Annotated in this window: 19 protein-coding genes; 6 read left to right on the forward strand and 13 right to left on the reverse strand. The window is 66.1% G+C overall.

Annotation, left to right across the window (positions count from 1 at the left end):
• Positions 1-114: 114 nt before the first annotated feature.
• Positions 115-1569 (reverse strand): TAXI family TRAP transporter solute-binding subunit, encoded by a 1455-nt coding sequence (locus tag ACFPTO_RS15060; protein ID WP_377712293.1) that lies wholly within the window; start codon positions 1567-1569, stop codon positions 115-117.
• 370 nt (positions 1570-1939) lie between these two features.
• On the opposite strand from ACFPTO_RS15060, the gene ACFPTO_RS15065 reads away from it, so the two are divergent.
• Entirely contained in the window at positions 1940-2200 is a 261-nt protein-coding gene (locus ACFPTO_RS15065) for a hypothetical protein (RefSeq protein ID WP_377712295.1), read from the forward strand.
• Between the two features lie 56 nt (positions 2201-2256).
• On the opposite strand, the gene ACFPTO_RS15070 is transcribed toward ACFPTO_RS15065, so the two are convergent.
• Complete coding sequence (locus ACFPTO_RS15070; RefSeq protein WP_377712297.1) at positions 2257-3045, reverse strand: sulfite exporter TauE/SafE family protein; 789 nt, start codon at positions 3043-3045, stop codon at positions 2257-2259.
• Positions 3046-3401: 356 nt separating this feature from the next.
• On the opposite strand from ACFPTO_RS15070, the gene rarD reads away from it, so the two are divergent.
• Together rarD and ACFPTO_RS15080 are read left to right on the forward strand one after the other, a co-directional pair.
• Complete coding sequence (gene rarD / locus ACFPTO_RS15075) at positions 3402-4292, forward strand: EamA family transporter RarD (protein WP_377712299.1); 891 nt, start codon at positions 3402-3404, stop codon at positions 4290-4292.
• Positions 4293-4574: 282 nt separating this feature from the next.
• Entirely contained in the window at positions 4575-4955 is a 381-nt protein-coding gene (locus ACFPTO_RS15080; RefSeq protein ID WP_377712301.1) for a DUF5594 family protein, read from the forward strand.
• A 160-nt stretch (positions 4956-5115) separates the two neighbouring features.
• On the opposite strand, the gene ACFPTO_RS15085 is transcribed toward ACFPTO_RS15080, so the two are convergent.
• The 4 genes from ACFPTO_RS15085 to ACFPTO_RS15100 are packed head-to-tail and all read right to left on the reverse strand — an operon-like array spanning position 5116 to position 7983.
• Complete coding sequence (locus tag ACFPTO_RS15085; RefSeq protein WP_377712303.1) at positions 5116-6720, reverse strand: bifunctional protein tyrosine phosphatase family protein/NAD(P)/FAD-dependent oxidoreductase; 1605 nt, start codon at positions 6718-6720, stop codon at positions 5116-5118.
• A 27-nt stretch (positions 6721-6747) separates the two neighbouring features.
• Positions 6748-7170 (reverse strand): DUF6691 family protein, encoded by a 423-nt coding sequence (locus ACFPTO_RS15090; RefSeq protein WP_377712305.1) that lies wholly within the window; start codon positions 7168-7170, stop codon positions 6748-6750.
• A 1-nt stretch (position 7171) separates the two neighbouring features.
• Positions 7172-7612, reverse strand: a complete 441-nt coding sequence (locus ACFPTO_RS15095; protein WP_377712307.1) for a YeeE/YedE family protein — start codon at positions 7610-7612, stop codon at positions 7172-7174.
• On the reverse strand, positions 7609-7983 hold the full coding sequence (locus tag ACFPTO_RS15100; protein WP_377712309.1) for a metalloregulator ArsR/SmtB family transcription factor: 375 nt from the start codon (positions 7981-7983) through the stop codon (positions 7609-7611). Before ACFPTO_RS15100 ends, ACFPTO_RS15095 begins: the two co-directional genes overlap by 4 nt.
• Positions 7984-8241: 258 nt before the next feature.
• Between ACFPTO_RS15100 and ACFPTO_RS15105 the strand changes: the two genes are divergently transcribed.
• On the forward strand, positions 8242-9210 hold the full coding sequence (locus ACFPTO_RS15105; protein ID WP_377712311.1) for a quinone oxidoreductase family protein: 969 nt from the start codon (positions 8242-8244) through the stop codon (positions 9208-9210).
• Between the two features lie 90 nt (positions 9211-9300).
• Here ACFPTO_RS15105 and ACFPTO_RS15110 read toward each other — a convergent pair whose 3' ends face one another.
• Complete coding sequence (locus ACFPTO_RS15110; protein WP_377712313.1) at positions 9301-9756, reverse strand: host attachment protein; 456 nt, start codon at positions 9754-9756, stop codon at positions 9301-9303.
• A 299-nt stretch (positions 9757-10055) separates the two neighbouring features.
• Between ACFPTO_RS15110 and ACFPTO_RS15115 the strand changes: the two genes are divergently transcribed.
• The gene (locus ACFPTO_RS15115; protein ID WP_377712315.1) at positions 10056-10751 is read left to right on the forward strand and encodes a pyridoxamine 5'-phosphate oxidase family protein; all 696 of its coding nucleotides are present in this window, start codon (positions 10056-10058) and stop codon (positions 10749-10751) included.
• A 50-nt stretch (positions 10752-10801) separates the two neighbouring features.
• On the opposite strand, the gene ACFPTO_RS15120 is transcribed toward ACFPTO_RS15115, so the two are convergent.
• On the reverse strand, positions 10802-11908 hold the full coding sequence (locus ACFPTO_RS15120) for an MraY family glycosyltransferase (protein ID WP_377712317.1): 1107 nt from the start codon (positions 11906-11908) through the stop codon (positions 10802-10804).
• 210 nt (positions 11909-12118) lie between these two features.
• On the opposite strand from ACFPTO_RS15120, the gene ACFPTO_RS15125 reads away from it, so the two are divergent.
• Entirely contained in the window at positions 12119-13234 is a 1116-nt protein-coding gene (locus tag ACFPTO_RS15125; RefSeq protein ID WP_377712319.1) for a PLP-dependent cysteine synthase family protein, read from the forward strand.
• 72 nt (positions 13235-13306) lie between these two features.
• Here ACFPTO_RS15125 and ACFPTO_RS15130 read toward each other — a convergent pair whose 3' ends face one another.
• The 5 genes from ACFPTO_RS15130 to ACFPTO_RS15150 all read right to left on the reverse strand — a co-directional run bounded on the left by ACFPTO_RS15130 (position 13307) and on the right by ACFPTO_RS15150 (position 18249).
• Positions 13307-14284, reverse strand: a complete 978-nt coding sequence (locus ACFPTO_RS15130; RefSeq protein WP_377712321.1) for a DnaJ C-terminal domain-containing protein — start codon at positions 14282-14284, stop codon at positions 13307-13309.
• Positions 14285-14687: 403 nt separating this feature from the next.
• On the reverse strand, positions 14688-15935 hold the full coding sequence (locus tag ACFPTO_RS15135; protein ID WP_377712323.1) for an NRAMP family divalent metal transporter: 1248 nt from the start codon (positions 15933-15935) through the stop codon (positions 14688-14690).
• Between the two features lie 115 nt (positions 15936-16050).
• On the reverse strand, positions 16051-16302 hold the full coding sequence (tatA, locus tag ACFPTO_RS15140) for a Sec-independent protein translocase subunit TatA (protein ID WP_377712325.1): 252 nt from the start codon (positions 16300-16302) through the stop codon (positions 16051-16053).
• 223 nt (positions 16303-16525) lie between these two features.
• Positions 16526-17266, reverse strand: a complete 741-nt coding sequence (locus tag ACFPTO_RS15145) for an ABC transporter permease (protein ID WP_293045598.1) — start codon at positions 17264-17266, stop codon at positions 16526-16528.
• Positions 17263-18249 (reverse strand): ATP-binding cassette domain-containing protein, encoded by a 987-nt coding sequence (locus ACFPTO_RS15150; protein WP_377712327.1) that lies wholly within the window; start codon positions 18247-18249, stop codon positions 17263-17265. The genes ACFPTO_RS15145 and ACFPTO_RS15150 overlap by 4 nt, the downstream gene beginning before the upstream one ends.
• Positions 18250-18281: the final 32 nt, after the last annotated feature.

Raw genomic sequence — 18281 nt, forward strand, 5'->3', positions numbered from 1 at the left:
TGAGCGGCCCTTCGTTTCGATTGTGTTGTTGCCCGCATGCAGGTGCGTGGCAGGGGGCACAGCCGGGTGCCGATGCCCGATCTTGCGCGCGCCTCGCGGCGTGCGCCATCGGTGTCACTCCGGGCTGCCCGCGCCTGCGTGCCCGCTGGCGGACTGTGCCGTCTCGCCGCCGTGTTCGCCGTGTTCCCCGTCCGCCGCGGCTTCGTCGCGCTCGCTCCTGCGCACGCGCGCGTGGGCCAGCCGGGCGCGCACGAAGCCGATGTGCTCGCGCAGCACGTAGAACTGGTCCGCGTAGGCGAGCGGCATTTTCATGGCGTTCACCGAGTCTTCGATCGCGTCGACCTGGCGCACGAGCGCGTGGCGCTCGGCGGGCGTCGGCTCGTTCATCGAGGCCCGTTCCAGTGCGATGAGCGAGCCGTACCAGCGGTAGATCCGCGATTTGACCCGCCAGGCATAGAGCGACGGCACGAGCCGCAAGCCCGGAATCAGCACGACGATGATCGGCACGAGCAGGACGATCAGGCGGTCGGCGAGGCTCGCGAGCCAGAACGGCATCATGCGGTAGAGGAAGCTCTTGCCCGACTTGTAGTAGCGTGCGGCGTCGTCGCTGATCGGGAAGTCGTGCGAGCGCGGTGCGGGGAATTCGCCCGCTGTCTGCAGGAGCGTTGCGCCGCCGTGCACTTCCTTCGCCGCCTCGATCAGCAGGTCGGACAGCGCTGGATGCAGGGAGTCGCGGGCGATCAGTTCGACCGTCGGAGCGATGATGCGGATCGGCGCGGGCGGCAGGTTGTGGCCGAAATCGAACGCACCCATCGGGATCGTGAGCGCGGTGAGGTAGGCGAAGCGCCGCGCGTAGGCATCGGCCTGGGAGAAGTCGAAGAAGTGGACGCCGGGCATGTGCACGAGGCGCGCCATCACCGGCGGCTGCGCCGAGTCGCCCGTGAGGAACGCCGCGTCGATCTCGCCTTTGACCAGCGCGCGGGCCGCGTCGTCGCCCGAAAGCGGCAGGAGCGTGGTCGCGCCGCCCGGCTCGATGCCGTTGGCCTTCAGGAGCGCGAGCGCGAGCTCGCGCGTGCCGCTGCCTTCCTGGCCGATGGCAAGACGCTGGCCTTCGAACTTCGAGAGGCGCGTCACGACCGGCCCGTGATAGAACACGGCGAGCGGCACATACGCCACGCTGCCAAGCGAGACGAGCCCGGCGGGCGCCTTGCCCGTCTTGGTCGCGAGGCCGTCCTGCACGAACGCGACGTCGACCGTCGATTTCGGATCGGCGAGACGCTGGAGGTTCTGCACCGAGCCTTGCGATTCGAGCACGTCCAGCGTGATGCCGTTGCGCGCGAGGATCGTCTTGTACTGCTGCGCGGCGTTCCAGAAGGTGCTGCCCTGCGGCCCCGCGCTGATCGTGAGCGTTCTGGGCGGCGCGGGCTGGATGAGCCGCACGGCGACCCAGATGGCAGCGATGCTCACGAGCAGGATCGGACCAAACGATACCGCCAGGTCGCGCCACGAAATCGCTACGAATCGCGCGACGAGACGGCGAGGAGGTTTGCGGCCGGTGCGTGGCTTCATCTGCGAAATGCGTGCCTCGGAGTTCCGTGGGTGGGCGGCGCGAGCGCCGGGTTTGACTGCGCGTCTGACAGCCGATGGTACATGAGATTGGCCGTGGCGGCGCCCGGGCACGGGCCGCTGCGCGTGGCAGACGTGACCTCGGTGACGAACAAATTCACCGTGGTTCAGCAATAACGGACGTCGTACTCGGTGGATGGCGTGCGGCAGCAGGACGAACGGGGTGCGGCGCACGGCCGCAGTCCGTTTTTTTATCTGCATCGCGCACCGAGCGTGTGGATTGACACACAGATTGCTGCGGAAACGGCGTATACCTTAAGAGTGCTGTGCAAGAACCCGAGGCCGCCGTCGGCCTCACTGCCGGACTACTGACATGGCCATCCGCACCTACACCGATCTGCCGCTCGACGACCGCGCCGCCTTCGAGCTTGCCTGCGCCCGGCACGGCTTCGCGCCTATTCACTTCGACATCAGCGGCCAGGCCGATCCCGACGATCCCGCGCATAGCGAACTGCTGGTCGTGCGCCGCGGCGCCTGGGCCCAGGCTTACCGTGTCGACTCGCGCGGGCAATGGCTGCGCCAGTTCGAGGTCGATCTGAACGGCCGCTTTTTCCGACTTGCGCCGCACGCATAAGCGGAAGTAAGCGGATATAAGCGGATCGCCGAGGCGCCGGGCCTCGGGCGAATGGCTCAGGCCATGACGAGGCGCACGCCGACGAGCGAGAGCGTTGCCGCGAGCAGCATGCGCAGCAGCCGTTCGGGCGCGCGCGCCGAGAGCAGGCTGCCTGCCACGACGCCCGGCAGCGAGCCGCACAGGAGCGAAAGCAGCATCGACCAGTCGATCGAGCCGAGCAGCCAGTGGCCGGCCCCCGCGAGCAGCGTGAGCGGCACGGCGTGCGCGACGTCCGAGCCGACGATGCGCACGGTCGGCAACGCAGGATAGAGCAGCAGCAGCACCGTCACGCCGATCGCACCGGCTCCGACAGAAGTGAGCGATACGAGCACGCCGAGCACGGCTCCCGTGAGCACGGTCAGCAACAGCGTGCGCGCCTCGCCCGGCGCGTGGCGGTGGCGCATCGCGAAGGCCGTGAGCTGCTTCCGGAAGACCAGTGCGGTGGCGGTGACCAGCAGTGCGACGCCGAGCACCAGCTGGATCAGACGACCGGCGCGCGGCGTATCCATGCCATAGCGGTGCAGCAGGATCAGCGTGATCGTGGTGGCCGGCACGCTGCCGGTCGCGAGGCGCAGCGTGACGCCCCAGTCCACCGTTTTCTTGAACCCGTGCACGAGCGTGCCGACCGACTTGCTGGCGGCTGCGTAGAGCAGGTCCGTGCCGACGGCCGTCGCCGGGTGAACGCCGAACAGCAGCACGAGGATCGGCGTCATCAGCGAGCCGCCGCCCACGCCGGTCAGGCCGATCAGAAAGCCGACGAACAGGCCGGAAAGCGAATACAGCGGGTCGATATGAGGTAGAGACATCGCTTGCGCACCGGGCCGGGTCAGAGTTGTCGTCCGCCACGACGGATGCACAACGATCGCAACGATCGTATATGCGCCACTCGATGCACCTTACGGTGGACAGCGGCAAAGTCGGGCGGCGAAAATCGGCTATTGTCGCAAAACTGGCGAATCGGCGCAGGGTTAAACGAAGCCGGGTTGGTCGCGAATCGCGTTTCGAGGCTCGCTGCGATCCGCTTGCGCGCGCTGCTTCCGGCGCGTTTTTCCCCGCTTGAGCCGGGCATTTCAGGACAAAACCAGCAAAAAAATCAGGGCAAAGCAAGCGGCAAAACGCCTATAAAGCGGCTGCGAAGCCGCGTGCCCAGTCACGGAAAATCATGAATCCCGGCATCCTCTACGCTTTTTGCGCCTTCGTCATCTGGGGCCTCTTTCCCGTCTACTTCAAGACGCTGCATCAGATTCCCGCACTCGAAATACTTGCGCACCGCATGGCGTGGTCGCTGCTCTTCGTGCTCGCCGTGCTGCTCGTGCGCCATCACTGGCGCTGGCTCGGGCCGGTGCTGCGCGACCGGCGCCTCGTCGGCCGTTTTGCGGCGAGCGCCCTGCTGCTCTCGGCGAACTGGGGCACCTATATCTGGGCCGTCAATGCCGGACACATCGTCGAAGCCAGCCTCGGCTACTTCATCAATCCGCTCATCAACGTGCTGTTCGGCTACGCGTTTCTCCACGAACGGCTGCGGCCGGTGCAGTGGACGGCCGTCGGCATCGCCGCCGCTGGCGTCGCGTGGCTCACCTGGCAGAACGGCGCGCTGCCGTGGATCAGCTTCGCGCTCGCCTTGACCTTCGGCGGCTATGGGCTGCTGCGCAAGACTGCCCAACTGGGCGCGCTCGAAGGCCTCGTCCTCGAAACGCTATTGCTCTTTCCCGTCGCACTGATCTATCTGACGATGCTCGGCGTGAGCGGCGCGAGCCACTTCATGCATGCCTCGCGGCCTCTGCAACTGCTGCTGGCCGCCGCCGGTCCGGTGACCGCCATTCCACTGCTCCTGTTCGGTGCGGCGGCGCGGCGCATCCCGCTCTCGACGCTCGGACTCATTCAGTACGTCACGCCCACGCTGCAACTGCTCACGGGCGTGCTCGTGTATCGCGAGCCGTTCGGCGCCGTGAGCGCCGTGGGGTATGGCGCGATCTGGGTTGCGCTCGCGCTCTATTCGCTCGAAGGGGTGCGCCGCTCCGTGGCCACGCGCCAGGTGCGCGGCGCGCCCTGATCGTTGGCTTTCGCGTAAGCGTCGCACCGACGGCGGCCCGGAGAGTGGCTCTCCCCGTTATGGCGCGGTAGCATGTTCGGACGACTGGCGATGGGCTTCGCGATGACGTGTAACCGCAGGCCGCGCTCTTTGGCGTGAGCGGCTGCGGCTGCACGCCGTTGTGCCGTTGCGCTGTCGTGCCGTCGTGCCGTCGTACCGTCGTACCGTCGTACCAGCGTGCCAGCGTGCCAGCGTGCCGGTGACGACCGTCCCGGCCGGAACGATCCGTGGAGTGAGTCACGCATGAGCCATGAGGTTGTCCACCGCTTCGAGGTGGAATTCGCCCCGCGTATCGCGGCGAAGCTTGCGAGCCAGTTCGGCTCGGCCGTGCGGGTGGAGGTCGTGCCGCGCGAAGGGCGCGGGCATCCCACGCGTGTACGCCTCGTCGGCGCGACGCACGGGCCCCGGCATGTCTATCCGTATGCGCTGAACGTCTCGCTGACGTGGGATGTCGACGAAATCGAGCGTCTGATGGAGCCTGGCGGCGAGGCGCGCTTCGAGCACTATCTGGAGGCGACGGTGCGCAAGATGGCGTCGTGGGAGTCGGCCCGTTCCGTGGATTTCGCTTCGTGCACGCAAAACGAGCCGGAAGTGCTGATCGGCGGGCTCGATTTCGAAGGGTAAGTTTGGCGCCGCGGCGCCTGGGTGCGCGCCCCAGGCGCCCATCACGAATCCGGCAAGTGACGGTTTGAACCGTGCGCCGCCGATGGCCCGGCGGCGCATTTCACGCCTTGCGCGTGTCAGTCCCGCGTTACTCCGGCGTCAATCCCGCGTTTGTCCCACGTTAATCCCGTCCAGCCCGCGTGAGCCACTCGCGGCCCTTGAGCACGCCAGACCAGTAGAAGCGCGGCAGCACGCTGGCCTTGAGGAACCACATGAACCGGCTCGGGCGCGTCGGGTTCAGCGGGAACGTGGGCAGCAGCTTGCCGCCGTAGCCGAATTCGGCCAGCACGACCTTGCCGCGCTCGACCGTGAGCGGGCACGCGCCGTAGCCGTCGTAGCGATAGGCGAGCGGCTTGCCGCCGCGCGCGGCGAGCAGGTTCTCGGCGACGATCACGGCCTGCTTGCGTGCCGCCGCGCCCGTCTTCGCGTTCGGCGCGGAACACACGTCGCCGAGCGAGAACACATTCGAAAAGCGCGGATGCTGCAGCGTCGCGTGATCGACTTCGCACCAGCCGCCTTCATCGGCGAGTTCGCTGTCGCGGATGAAATCGGGCGGCACCTGCGGCGGCACGACGTGGATCATGTCGAAGCGCTTCTCGACGCGCGCGACCTTGCCGTTCGCGTCCTTCGTCTCGAACGTCGCCGTGCGCGACGGGCCGTCGATAGCCACCAGATTCGACGAGAACGCGAGCTTCGCGTTGTAGCGCTCCACGTATTTCATGAGCGGCGGCACGAAAACCGCGACGCCGAAGAGAACCGCGCCCGCGAGATTGAACTCGACGTTGACCTTCGACAGCACGCCGGTGCGCCGCCAGTAGTCGCACGCGAGGTACATCGCCTTTTGCGGCGCGCCCGCGCACTTGATCGGCATGACGGGCTGCGTGAAGAGCGCGGTGCCCGCTTTCATTTGCTCGACGAGCTGCCACGTATAGGGCGCGAGGTCGTAGCAGTAGTTCGACGTGACGCCATGCTTGCCGAGTGTTTCCTCGAGCCCCGGAATGCGCTCCCACGCGAGTCGCAGCCCCGGCGTGACGATGAGGTCGCGGTAGGTGACGGTCTCGCCGCTGTCGAGGCGCACGAGGTTGTTGTGCGGCTCGACGCGCGTCGCCGCCGCGCGGATCCATTTCACGCCCTCGGGAATCACGCTCGCCATCGGACGACGCGTCTTCTTCGCGTCGTAGACTCCGCCGCCAACGAGCGTCCAGGCCGGCTGATAGTCGTGATGGTCGGCCGGCTCGACGATCGCGATGTTCAGGTAGGGCTGGCGGCGCAGCAGGCTCGCGGTGACGGCGATGCCCGCGAAGCCCCCGCCGATCACGACGATGTCGAATCCGGCGCCGTCCCAGTCGCATGCGGGCAGGACGGCCGGCGCACTCGGCGCCTGCGCGGCGGCAGGCGAGGCGGCGAGCTGATATAGCGTCGTCGCACGGTTGCCGCTGCGGCAGTACGCAAGGATCGGGTCAGGCAGATCGTCGAGCAGTTGTGCGAAGCGTTCGGCGTCGCTCGCCGTGATCTGGCCCGGCTTCACCGGCAGATAGGCGAACTGCAGGCCGTGCTTCAGCGCGGCGGTGCGCAGGTCCTGCGACGTGGGCTGATCCGCGCCGCTTTCGCCATCCGGGCGGGTGCAGATGATCGAGCGGTAGCCTGCGGCGGCAATGCGGGCGACGTCGTCAGGGGTGATCTGGCCGGCGCTGGCGAACCGGTCGCTGTGCGGGACGATTTGCATGGTGGGGAAGACTCCTGATCAAGATGACTAGGATCGTTGACGACGGCGTTCGAGGACGGTGTAGAGCGCCATCCCGGCGAGCATGGCGGCCACGAAGAGCCACGCGCCGGGCTGGCCGCTGCCCACGTTGACGAGCGCGGGGCCCGGACAGAAGCCCGCGAGTCCCCAGCCGGCGCCGAACAGCAGACTGCCGCCGACGAGGCGGAAATCGACGCGCGTGGCCGTGGGCAGATGCATCGGCGCGCCGAGCACGCTCGTGCGGCGCGTGCGCGCGAAACGAAAGCCGAGCGCGCCGAGCGCGATTGCGCCCGCCATCACGAAGGCGAGCGACGGGTCCCAGTGACCGGCCAGATCCAGAAAACCCAGCACCTTGGCCGGGTTCGCCATGCCGGAGAGGATCAGGCCAACGCCGAACACGAGGCCGCTGACGAATGCGTTGACGACCTTCATTTCAACCTCCAATCAGGTGGCGCACCACGAAGACCGTGATGAAACCGGCTGCCATGAAGCTGCCGGTCGCCACGAGCGAGCGCAGCGAGCCGCGCGAAAGACCGCACACGCCGTGGCCGCTCGTGCAGCCGGAGCCGTAGCGCGTGCCGACGCCGACCAGCAGGCCTGCGGCGATGAGCGTGACGGGCGTCGATTCGATCACGGGCGCGGGCAGGGGAGCGGCGAGCCGCCAGAGCCAGGGCGCGGCGAGGAGACCGGCGATGAAGGCCGCCCGCCACGCACGCTCGCCGCGCACGGCGTTCAGTAGTCCGCCGACGATGCCGCTGATACCCGCCACGCGCCCGTTGCCGAGCACGAGCAGCATGGCGGCGGCGCCGATCAGCAAACCGCCCGTGAGCGAGGCGACTGGTGTGAAGTGTGCCAGATCGAGACTGAAATTCATGAATTCCCCTTGGGCGGGCTGCAATAGAGATCCGAGAGTGTTTGCATGATGCGGATGATGTCGGAGCCGGCGAGGCTGTAGTAGATGTACTTGCCTTCGCGGCGCGTCTGCACGAGGCCTTCTTCGCGCAGCACGCCGAGGTGCTGCGAGAGGCTCGGCTGATGCACGCCGACGAGCGCTTCCAGCTCGCCGACGTTGCGCTCGCCTTCGGTGAGCTGGCAGAGCAGGACCAGACGGTCCTCGTGTGCGAGCGCCTTCAGGAGCGCGCAGCATTTCCCGGCGGATTCGCGCAGGGCGCCGAGGGCGTCGGGTGTGAGCTGGGGGGGCTTTCGTTGCACGGATCGATCACGGAGTACTTTGTCGGCGAACATTATATATATTTCTAATATGTTGCTCAATTCGGCCCTGGCGGCGGTACAGGTACAAAATCACATCGCCACATCTGAAATCCGCTCCGCCGCATGCAACGCGGCTGCGCGTGCGTTTGCCCTGCCAGCCCGGCACGCCAGGGCGGCCTGCCTGCACGGCTCTCGGCCTCCGTTTAGACTTCGTTGCAGTTCGACGCTGCAGTTCGACGCACCTGCGAGTGCGTCGCCGCCGCGTGCAATCCGCCCTTGAGGAGTCGTGTCATGAAAGCCATCCAGTTCAAGTCCTTCGGCAAGCCGGACGTGCTCGAATACGTCGATCTGCCCACGCCCGTCCCGGCCGCGGGCAATGCGCTCGTGCGCGTGCTCGCGGCGTCGGTGAATCCGAGCGACGTGAAGAACGTGTCCGGCCACTTCGAACACACGGTCCTGCCGCGCGTGCCGGGGCGCGACTTCAGCGGCGTCGTCACGGCGGGCCCCGACGACTGGATGGGCGCCGAGGTCTGGGGCACGGGCGGCGACATCGGCTTCACGCGCGACGGCACGCACGCCGGGTTCATCGAGATCCCCGTGGCCGGGCTGGCGCGCAAGCCGGCGTCGTTGAGCCACGCGCAAGCGGCGTCCATCGGCGTGAACTTTGTCGTGGCGTGGCTGGGCGCCGTCGACTACGCGCGCGTCGCCCAAGGCGAGACGGTCGCGGTGATCGGCATTTCAGGCGGGGTGGGCGGCGCTGCGGCGCAGATCGCGCATGCTCGCGGCGCGCGCGTGATCGGCATCGGGCGCGAAGCGCCGCACCCCGAGTCGCCCGCGGCGCGCGTCATCGACGCGTTCGTGCCGCTCGACGACGGCACCACGGCGCGCGTGCTGGAACTGACCGGCGGCGCGGGCGCGGAGGTGGTCTACGACGCGGTGGGCGGCGTCGCGTTCGAGCTTGCGCTGTCGCTTGCGAAGCGGCGCGCGCGCGTGATCGAGATCAGCGCGACCGGCAAGCGCCGCGTGGAGTTCGATCTGATCGACTTCTATCACAACGAAACGCAGCTTTTCGGCGCGGACAGCGCGAAGCTCGGCGTCGCGGACGCTGCGCCGATGATGGCGGCCATCGCCGAAGCGTTCGACGCGGGTCACTTCGAAGCGCCGGTCGTCGCGCTGCGGTTCCCGCTCGAACGTGCGCGCAAGGCCTACGAGGCCGTGGCGGGCGGCACGCGCGGACGTGTCGTGATCGAGATGACCTGATGTGATGGTGTGAACGCACGATGGCCCGTGCGGCGGCATCGGTCGTGGATGCGCGCCGCCGCCGATCCTGCTTGCCGGTCTGCCGGTCTCTCAGGTTTCGCTGCGCACGAGCCGCTCGGGCAGGCGTGCGCGCAATGCGCGCGCGTCGAGGTGCGCGAGATCCTTGTCGAGTTCGAGCGTCACGGTGTTTTGCGTCTGCGCATCGAGCGCCTTGCGCAGCACGCCGAGAAAGGCGGGCGGCGCTGCGATCACGAGCGTCCCGTAGCGCGCTTCAGTACGTGCCCGCGCGAGCGTCGCCGCGATCTGGGCCGCGAACAGCGCGGCTTCGCGCGCGTGCTGTGTGGTGTCGGGATCGCTCGATTGGCGGCCGGGGCCCGCGCGGTCGGTCGTGCGGCCCGGCTTGTCGCTCACGAGGCTCTGCTCGGGCACGCGGCTTTCGGGGTGCAGCAGCGTCTCCACTTCATCGATTGCGCCGAGCGGATTGTCCGCCGCGAAAATGCGCGCCGTCACGCGGTTGGCGACGACGATCCAGATCGTTTTCGACATGTTTCCCTCTCTGCCTTGGCTCGCGAGACGTGCCGCCGCGAGCCGCATGTGGGCATGTGCCTCGTTTGCGCCTCGCCCGTGCCTCACTTGCGTGTTCCGTGAACGCGCGGCGCTGCGCGAATTTAAAGGGTAGCGCGATCGGGTCGCACGCGTTCAGGAAGGTGCCCAGCCTTGCAGCGCGCCCATCGGGCAGGCCTCCCGAAAACCAGGAGGATGATTCCCGGCTTTGACGGATTATCTTTCGAGGTGGAAGGGACTACGCTGCAGACTCCAACCGGTCCGAACCGAAGGAGCACGCGATGACCTCCGCTGTCCGTCACTTTCCAGGCGATGCCGTCTTCACGACCAGCGTAAAGGCCATGCAGCAGCGTCTGGGCTCGCGCGAGATGTATGAGCAGGTCGAGGCGGAGGGCGGCTGGCCCGCCGCCATTCCGCCCGCGCTGAAAACCTTCATCGAAACGCAGACGAGCGTGTTCCTCGCCACCGCGAATGTCGAGGGCCAGCCGTATATCCAGCATCGCGGCGGCCCGGCGGGCTTCCTGCAGGTGCTCGACAAGCGCACGATCGGATTCGCCGATTTCAGGGGCAACCGCCAGTACATCACGCTCGGCAACCTCGCGGACAACCCGCACGCGCATCTGTTCCTGATGGACTATGCGCGCCGCTGGCGCGTGAAGATCTGGGGCACGGCGCGAGCCGTCGAGGATCGCGAACTGATCGGCAAACTGATGCCGCAAGGCTACGCGGCGCTGCCGGAGCGGGCGATTCTTCTCACGGTCGAGGCGTGGGATCGCAACTGCTCGCAGCACATCCCGCAACGCATCGATGCGGCGGATGTGGCGGCGGCGCTTTCGGAGCGCGACGCGCGGATTCAGGCGCTTGAAACGGAAGCGGCGCAGCGCGAACAACGCGTGCACGCGCTGGAGGAGGAAGTCGCGCAGTTACGCGCGCGCAGCGCGGGCCAGATCGGCGCGAACCGGCCTGCCTCAACTTGAATGGCTTTAAATCGGCTTGAATCGACTTGAATGCGCGTCGCCGGGTTGCGTCAGCTGCGCCGATGGGACTTGCGCACGACGAGCCACTTCGGCGAGCGAAAGCGCACGATGCTCACGTAGAGCCAGACGTAGGTGATCGCGAATACCACCACGAAGCAGAACAGATGGAGCGTGTGGCGCCAGAAGAGCGTCGCGGGGATGACTGCGAGCAGGCACAGCAGCCACAGGTAGGGCGACGTGAGCGAGTTGCGGCGCGTGAGTTCGTGCGCGGTGCGCGCGCCCACGGCCCAGCGCATCAGCCGCTTGTAGACGAGCATGTGCAGATGCACGCCATCGGGAATGCCCGGCGACATGCCGCGCACGAACTTCTTCCGGTAGATCGAGAAGCAGGTCTCGAAGATCGGGTACATGAAGAGCAGCACGGGATACCAGGCCGACACGTCGCGGTTGCGCATCACGAGCAGGATCGACAGCTCGGCGAGCATGAAGCCGATGAAGTACGCGCCGCCGTCGCCGAGGAAGATCAGCCCGGCGGGGAAGTTCCAGATGAAGAAGCCCATGACCGCGCCCATCATGATGAGCGACGCGGAGAGCACAACCGGATCGTGGACCTGGAAGGCCACGTAGGCGAGCGAGGCGAACATCATGAACGCGACCATCGAGGCGAGGCCGTTGAAGCCGTCGATGATGTTGACCGCATTGGCGAGTGCGGCGACCGCGAGCACCGTGACCGCGAACGAAACCGGCGCGTAAGAGAGCAGGAAATCGAGCGGCGGCACGCTGATGCGCGTGACCGCGATGCCGAGCAGAAACCACGCGAGCGCGGCGGCAGCCATCGTGCAGATGAGGCGCGCGAGCGGCGAAACCCGCTTCGTGAGGTCTTCGGTCAGGCCCGACGCGAACGCGGGGATGCCGCACGCGATGATGCCGAGGATGCCGCCCGAAACGGCCGGATAGGCGCCGTGCAACTGCACGGCGGCCACGACCAGTCCCGCGACGATACCGGTGCCGCCGATGCGCGGCACGGGGCGCGCGTGGAATTTCTGCACGCCCGCGAGATCCGAATCCACGGAAAATTTTTCATGCAGGTGCGCGTACCGCACGATCAGCAGCGTGACCAGCAAAGAAACGAGGAAACCAAGCGCGAAGCTAAGCATGAAAGCGGGCCGGGCACGAAGAAGGGATGCGCGATTATACAAAGCCAGCGGGGCGTCTTTGCGTACAGTTCCCGTGGAGCGTTGCTTAAATTATGGTTCGGCGCCCGCGCGTGCGGCGTTGTGCCATGATGGCGATGCGGCGTGCACGATGGTTCCGGCGCGCCGCAATTCGTTTGCCGGTTGTCCTGCCAGTTCAAGTCGGGAGTCTCCATGCCCCACAAAGAATGGATCCGCGACGCGATCCGCAAGATCGACGCCGACTTCAACCGCTCCGCCGATACGCACCTCATCGCGCTCGATCTGCCCGGCTTTCCGGGCATCCGCTTTTACCTCAAGGACGAGTCGAGTCACCCGACCGGCAGCCTCAAGCACCGGCTCGCGCGCTCGCTCTTTCTCTACGCGCTATGTAACGGCTGGCTCAACGAAAAGAGCACCGTGGTGGAGGCATCGAGCGGTTCGACCGCCATTTCCGAGGCCTATTTCGCGCAACTGCTCGGCCTGCCGTTCGTGGCCGTGATTCCGGCAAGCACGTCGCGTATGAAGATCGAGGAAATCGAGTTCTACGGCGGCCACTGCCATCTCGTCGCGAATCCTGCCGAGATTTACGCGGAGTCGCACCGTATCGCGCAGGAGTCGGGCGGGCATTTCATGGACCAGTTCACTTACGCCGAACGCGCGACCGACTGGCGCGCGAACAACAACATCGCCGAATCGATTTTCAAACAGATGGCCGACGAAGCGTATCCGGTGCCGACATGGCTCGTCTCGAGCGGCGGCACGGGCGGCACGATCGCGACGCTTGGCCGCTATGTCGCTTATCGGCGGCACAAGACGCGCGTGATGTGCGCCGATCCCGAGCACTCCGTGTTTTTCGATTACTTCAAAAGCGTGCTCGCGGGACATCCCGATAGCGGTCTCACGCTCGACGTCGGCTCGCGTATCGAGGGGATCGGGCGGCCGCGCGTCGAGCGCTCGTTTATCCCGACGTGCATCGACGCGATGGTGAAGGTGCCCGATCCGCTTTCGTTCGCGGCAATGCGCTATCTGGCGGCGCGGCTCGGCAAGCGCGTGGGCGGCTCGACGGGAACCAATTTCGTCGGCGTGCTGTTTCTCGCCGGGCGCATGAAGGCGCAGGGCGAATCGGGTGCGATCGTGAGTCTGCTATGCGACAGCGGCGAGCGCTACAGGACTACTTACTATCATGAAGCGTGGTATGAGGCGCAGGGCATCCGGATTGCCGAGGCCGATGCGCTGATCGCGCGTGCTGTGCGTGGCGAGCCGATTTTTGCGGGGCCGGAAGCAGGCGTGCTCGCGGCGCAACGGTGAGATGCGCCGCGGCGCTTTACGTCCTGCGCTTCACTTGCTGCGCTTCACGCGCTGCGCTTCACACGTGCGGCTTCACTGCCGCCGCGTGCGGTACGACGTATCCCGGATCGGATCTTGCACGCTTGCGGGCATGGCCTGCGCAGCGCGGCGCTTCGCATCGTCGAACATCTCGCGCAGTTGCTGCCGTTCGTCGTCGGTGAGAAACGCAGCAGCGTCGGGAATCGTCAGCACCAGTTGCAGCGTCAGGGTGCCGCGCGTGCCGTGACGGTCCGCGAGTCCAAGGCCGGGCAGACTGATGGCGGTCCCCGGCTGTGCGTTCGGCGCAATCGTCACCTGCAGCGTGCGGCCGAGCATGTTGGCTTCGATGGTGCCGCCGAGCGTGGCCGTCACGAAATCCACTTCGAACTCACGGGCGAGATCCAGTCCGTTGCGGCTGAACGCCGAGCCGCAGACGATGGCAACCGAGAAAATCGCGTCGCCCGCCGGGCCGCCGTTGACTCCCGGATGACCGCCGCCTTCGACGACGAGCCGCTGGCCGTCCCATGCGCCCGCCGGAATCGGCACGATTTCGGATTTGCGCCAGGTCCGCATGCCGGTGCCGAGACACCGCGCGCATTGCAGGTTCCCTTTCGTTTTCTCGCACGGATGACACGGTCCCTTCACGGGGAAGCTCGCATCGACTTCGCCGCCATCGATCGCAACTTCGAGCGGCACGAAGAGCTCGACCAGACAGTTTGCGCCGCGCATCGGCGGCGCGCTGCGGCGCTCGCGCGCTGCAGTCTCTTTGCCGTGATTGCCGTTCTGTGCCGCTGCCGAATCGGATGCAGTCGAAGCGGACGCAGCCGGACCCGATGCGGACGGCGTGCGCTTGCCGGTCAGAACCTCGAACGCCTCCTGAATGCGCTTGAACACCGGCTCGACCGCCTCTTCGCGCCCCTTGTTGCGATCCGGGTGGTACTTCGCCCTCAGTCGCCGGTATGCGCGCTTGACCTCGGTCAGCGACGCCGTGTTCGGCAGTTTTAGCTGGCGGTAGTGTTCGTCGAAGCTCAAGCGTTTTCCCGTTCGTGTTTTTTTCAGCCCGAATTTCTGCTGTGACGCTGCTGAGATGCCGCTGTGACGTGTTAATCGCCGCGCATCATGAATCGTTTGTCTCGTGCGCGGCCATTGTGCCATCCTGGCGAAGCGCTACGTTGACCTGAGGCGAACCGAAAGCGTCAATTGCGTTCCAGATCGAATCAGGTCGGGCGTCAGCTTACGCAATCGCGTTCTGAAGCGCCATGATTTCCTGCGTTAACCCGGGCGTTTTATTCTGTTTGCTACAGGCACGCACGATGTTGCGATTCGACGGCGGTTTTGTCTTCAGCGGTAAAGCTTTTGCGCAAACGGTGTTGCGCAAAAGTTGAATGCGCGGCTGCGCGTTACGCATTGCGCGTCGACCGGATTCACGCAGGCATCAAGACCAGAATCCAGCCATCGCGCCCACGAAGCCGGCGATGCACACCAGCGCGGCGGTTACGCACAGCAACTTGAGATAGGTGCCGGTTGGGCGCCGCCCGGGCGGGAGCGCCTTGACGCTGATAACGATCAGCAGCCCGATGACGAGCGGCAGCATGACGGCGTTCACGACCTGGGCCGCCACGTTCAACCACACGAGATCCGGAACGAACCCGACCACGAGTGCGCTGAATGCAACGGCGAGCGCATAGACGCCATAAAACCAGGGCGATCTCGACCGGCGTCCATCGAGCGACCGGCTGCGGCCCGTCACTTCGCACAGTCCCCACGCCAACGCGAGGGAACAGATAATGGCCGCGACGAGCGAAGCGCCGAGCACCCCGGCGCCGAAGATCATTTGCCCCGCGCGCTGGCCTAATTCACTGGTAAGCGCGTTGCTGATTTCGCCCACGCTTTGCAGGCTCTGCTGCCCATGCGGCCCCGACAATCTGGCTGCGGCCGCAACGAGTACGGCGGCGGTCAAAAGCTGTGTCAATACCGCACCGGCTGCCGTTTCGATTCGCGCTGCCCGATAGTCGCGCGTGGTCAGCTTTTTATCGGCCACCGCGGCCTGCTGATAAAACAGCATCCACGGATTGAAAGTCGCGCCGATGAGCGCCGCCGCGAGCCACCCGAACTGCGGCGTTCTGAACGGCATGTCGCGCAACTGGTAGCTCATGGCGCGCAGATCGGGCCGCGCATGCCAGGCGACAACGAAAAAAGCGAGCTCGAACGCGCCGATAAACATCGCCACGCGGTCCACCCGCTTGTGCGAGCCCGTGAGGATCACGAACATCAACAGGCCGACGGCTGCGGAAAGCGTCATGCCGCGCGGCACGCCATACATCTCGCCCACGCCCGCGACACCCGTGAATTCGGTGACGAGCGAGCCCAGTACGGCAATCACGAGGCCCGCTGTCGCGACCCACGCCCAAACGGGGCCAATGCGCGCACGGATCAGTTCGCCGTGTCCTTCGCCCGTAAAAATGCCGAGCCGGACGGTCAGCTCCTGCGTCATGTAGAGCAGGGGAATCAGCGCGATGAGCAGCGGCAGGAACCGGATTCCCCACTGCGCACCGCTTTGTGCTGCGGTCACGACGTTGCCGGCGTCGCAGTCCGCGAGCATGACGAGCAACCCCGGCCCGATTGCGGCTGTGCGGCCCAGAACCCCGAGCGTCTTCTGCCTGAACGATATCGAATGACGCATAAACCGCAAATCGGATGCCATTTGGAAAACAAGCTCCCATTATCGCCTGAGGTCGTGCCGTGCTTTCCAGTCATCGACTCGTTTTAAACGCCCGGCCGCGAACCGGGCCCGCGCGTTAGCGGTACTCGCTCGCGTGCGACACTTTTTCCCGGGCGTCGACATCCGTGACGTTCGCGTTCGCCAGTGCGCGCGGCGCTGCGCCCGAAGGCGTTTCGGCAGCAGGCATTTCGCCTTCGCGCATGCCGTCCTTGAATCCCTTTACCGCGCCACCGAGGTCGCTGCCGATATTGCGCAGCTTCTTCGTGCCGAACACCAGTGCCACGATCAGCAAAACGATCAGCCAGTGCCAGATACTCAACTCACCCATGACATTTCCCAGACTTCGCTGTTGCCTTGAGACCCGGTGAAAAAAACGATCTCTCGACTCGGCAAAAATTAAAACTCGCGAAAACCGTTCGCGCGACGGTTATCCTGCACGCACCCTTGCAAAAAAACGCGGGTGACGAATTCCCGCGCGAAATGCGCAGGCGGATGTTACGGAAAACTATTTAGTCACGTTCTACGTACTCCTTCGCCGAACGTCAATGCGCTTACGCGTCGCGGCGGCTGATCCGCCACACCACGAAAACACCCGCTACGGCGAGACAGGCTGCGAGCGTCGCCACCGAGCGTACCGGTGCGATGGCGTATTGCATCGTCAGCGCGCCGCGCATCAAGTCGACGCCGTAGGCGGCGGGATCGAATGCGGCGGCGAGTCGAATCCAGCCCGGCGCGAGATCGAGCGGATAGAGACCGCCCGACAAGAAAAACATCGGCAGGAGCAGCGTGTTCGACACGACCGGAAACACGATCACCGAGCGGAACGGCAACGCGAGCGCGAGCCCGAGTGCCGAGAACACGAGCGCGGCGAACGCCATCGCAACGACGACGAGCACGAGATTCATCGCGCTCAGTCCGATCCCGATTGTCGGCGCGAACGGCAACAACAACAGACTCTGTATCCATGCGACGACAGCGCCCGCGCCGATCTTGCCCGCCGCGATTTCGACGCGGCCCACGGGCGAGACGAGCAACGCTTTCAGAAAACCCGTTTGCCGGTCGTGCACGATGCCGACCGCAGCCGAAATGGCGGTGAACATCAGCGACAGGCCAACGACGCCGGGAAAGATGTACGCCTGATATCCGCTGACCTCGGCGTAAGTGCCGCTTCTGAGCGCCGCGCCGAGCACGAACAGATAGAGGAGCGGTTGCGTGAGACCGAACAGGATGCGCAGCGGCGAGGCCCAGAACCGTTTCAGGTCGAACCAGACGATGGTCAGTGCGTTGCTCATGCGGCCGCCTTTCCTGCAACCTTCGCAGCCACCTTCGCGGCGAGATGCGTGGCAGGGTGCGCGGCGTCGCCCGATTGCGCGGCGATCCAGTGGCCGACCACGTCCATGAGGTCGGGCGCCGCAATGTCGGCGCCGAGCACGCGGCACGGAATGCGTTGCAGCAGCGCCGGCAATACGGCCTGCGGATCCGTGCCCGAGACGATGATGCTGTTGTCGTTGCCGATCTCGACCGGATAGCCCTGCGCGGCGAGCCAGCGCTGCGCTTCGGCGATATCGGGCACGCGCAGCCGGATCGTGCCGGACACGGGCGCGTGCATCGCGGGCCACGGGCCGCCCGCGAGCAGGTGGCCTTGATGCAGCACGACGACGCGGTCGGCGTCGCGCGCCTCTTCGGTATGGTGCGTCGAGCACAGGACCGTGTGGCCGTCGTCGACGAGCGCTCTGATTTCCGCCCAGAACGCGCGGCGCGCGGCGATATCGAGGCCGAGCGTCGCTTCGTCGAGCAGCAGCACCGGCGGACGCGCAATCAGTGCACGCGCGAGTTCGAGCCTGCGGCACTGGCCGCCCGAGAGCCATTGAACCGGCGTTTCGGCTTGCGCCTCGAGGCCGAAGGTCGTCAACAGTTCGTTGACCCGCTGCTGCACGGCACGCCCCTTCAGTCCCTGGCAACGCGCGATGAACCACAGATTGTCGCGCGCGCTCAGGCGCGGTTCCAGCGCCGACGTTTGAAACACGACGCCGATTCGCGTACGCGCCTCGGCCGGATGGGCAACCACGTCGACGTCGTCGATGAAGATGTGCCCGCTTTCCGGCACTGCGAGCGTGGCAAGCAGCGAGAGCAGCGTGGTCTTGCCTGCGCCGTTGAGCCCGACCATCGCGACGAGTTCGCCGCGTCCGATCGACAGGCTGATGTCGTGCAGGATCGTGCGGCCGCCGCGCTTAAAGCTCACGTTGCACAGATCGATGCTGGACTTCTCCGGCATGGCAGTCGCCTCAGGTCGCTTATTAGTGGCTA

It is taken from the genome of Paraburkholderia denitrificans, from assembly GCF_042655705.1.
GTDB lineage: Bacteria > Pseudomonadota > Gammaproteobacteria > Burkholderiales > Burkholderiaceae > Paraburkholderia > Paraburkholderia denitrificans.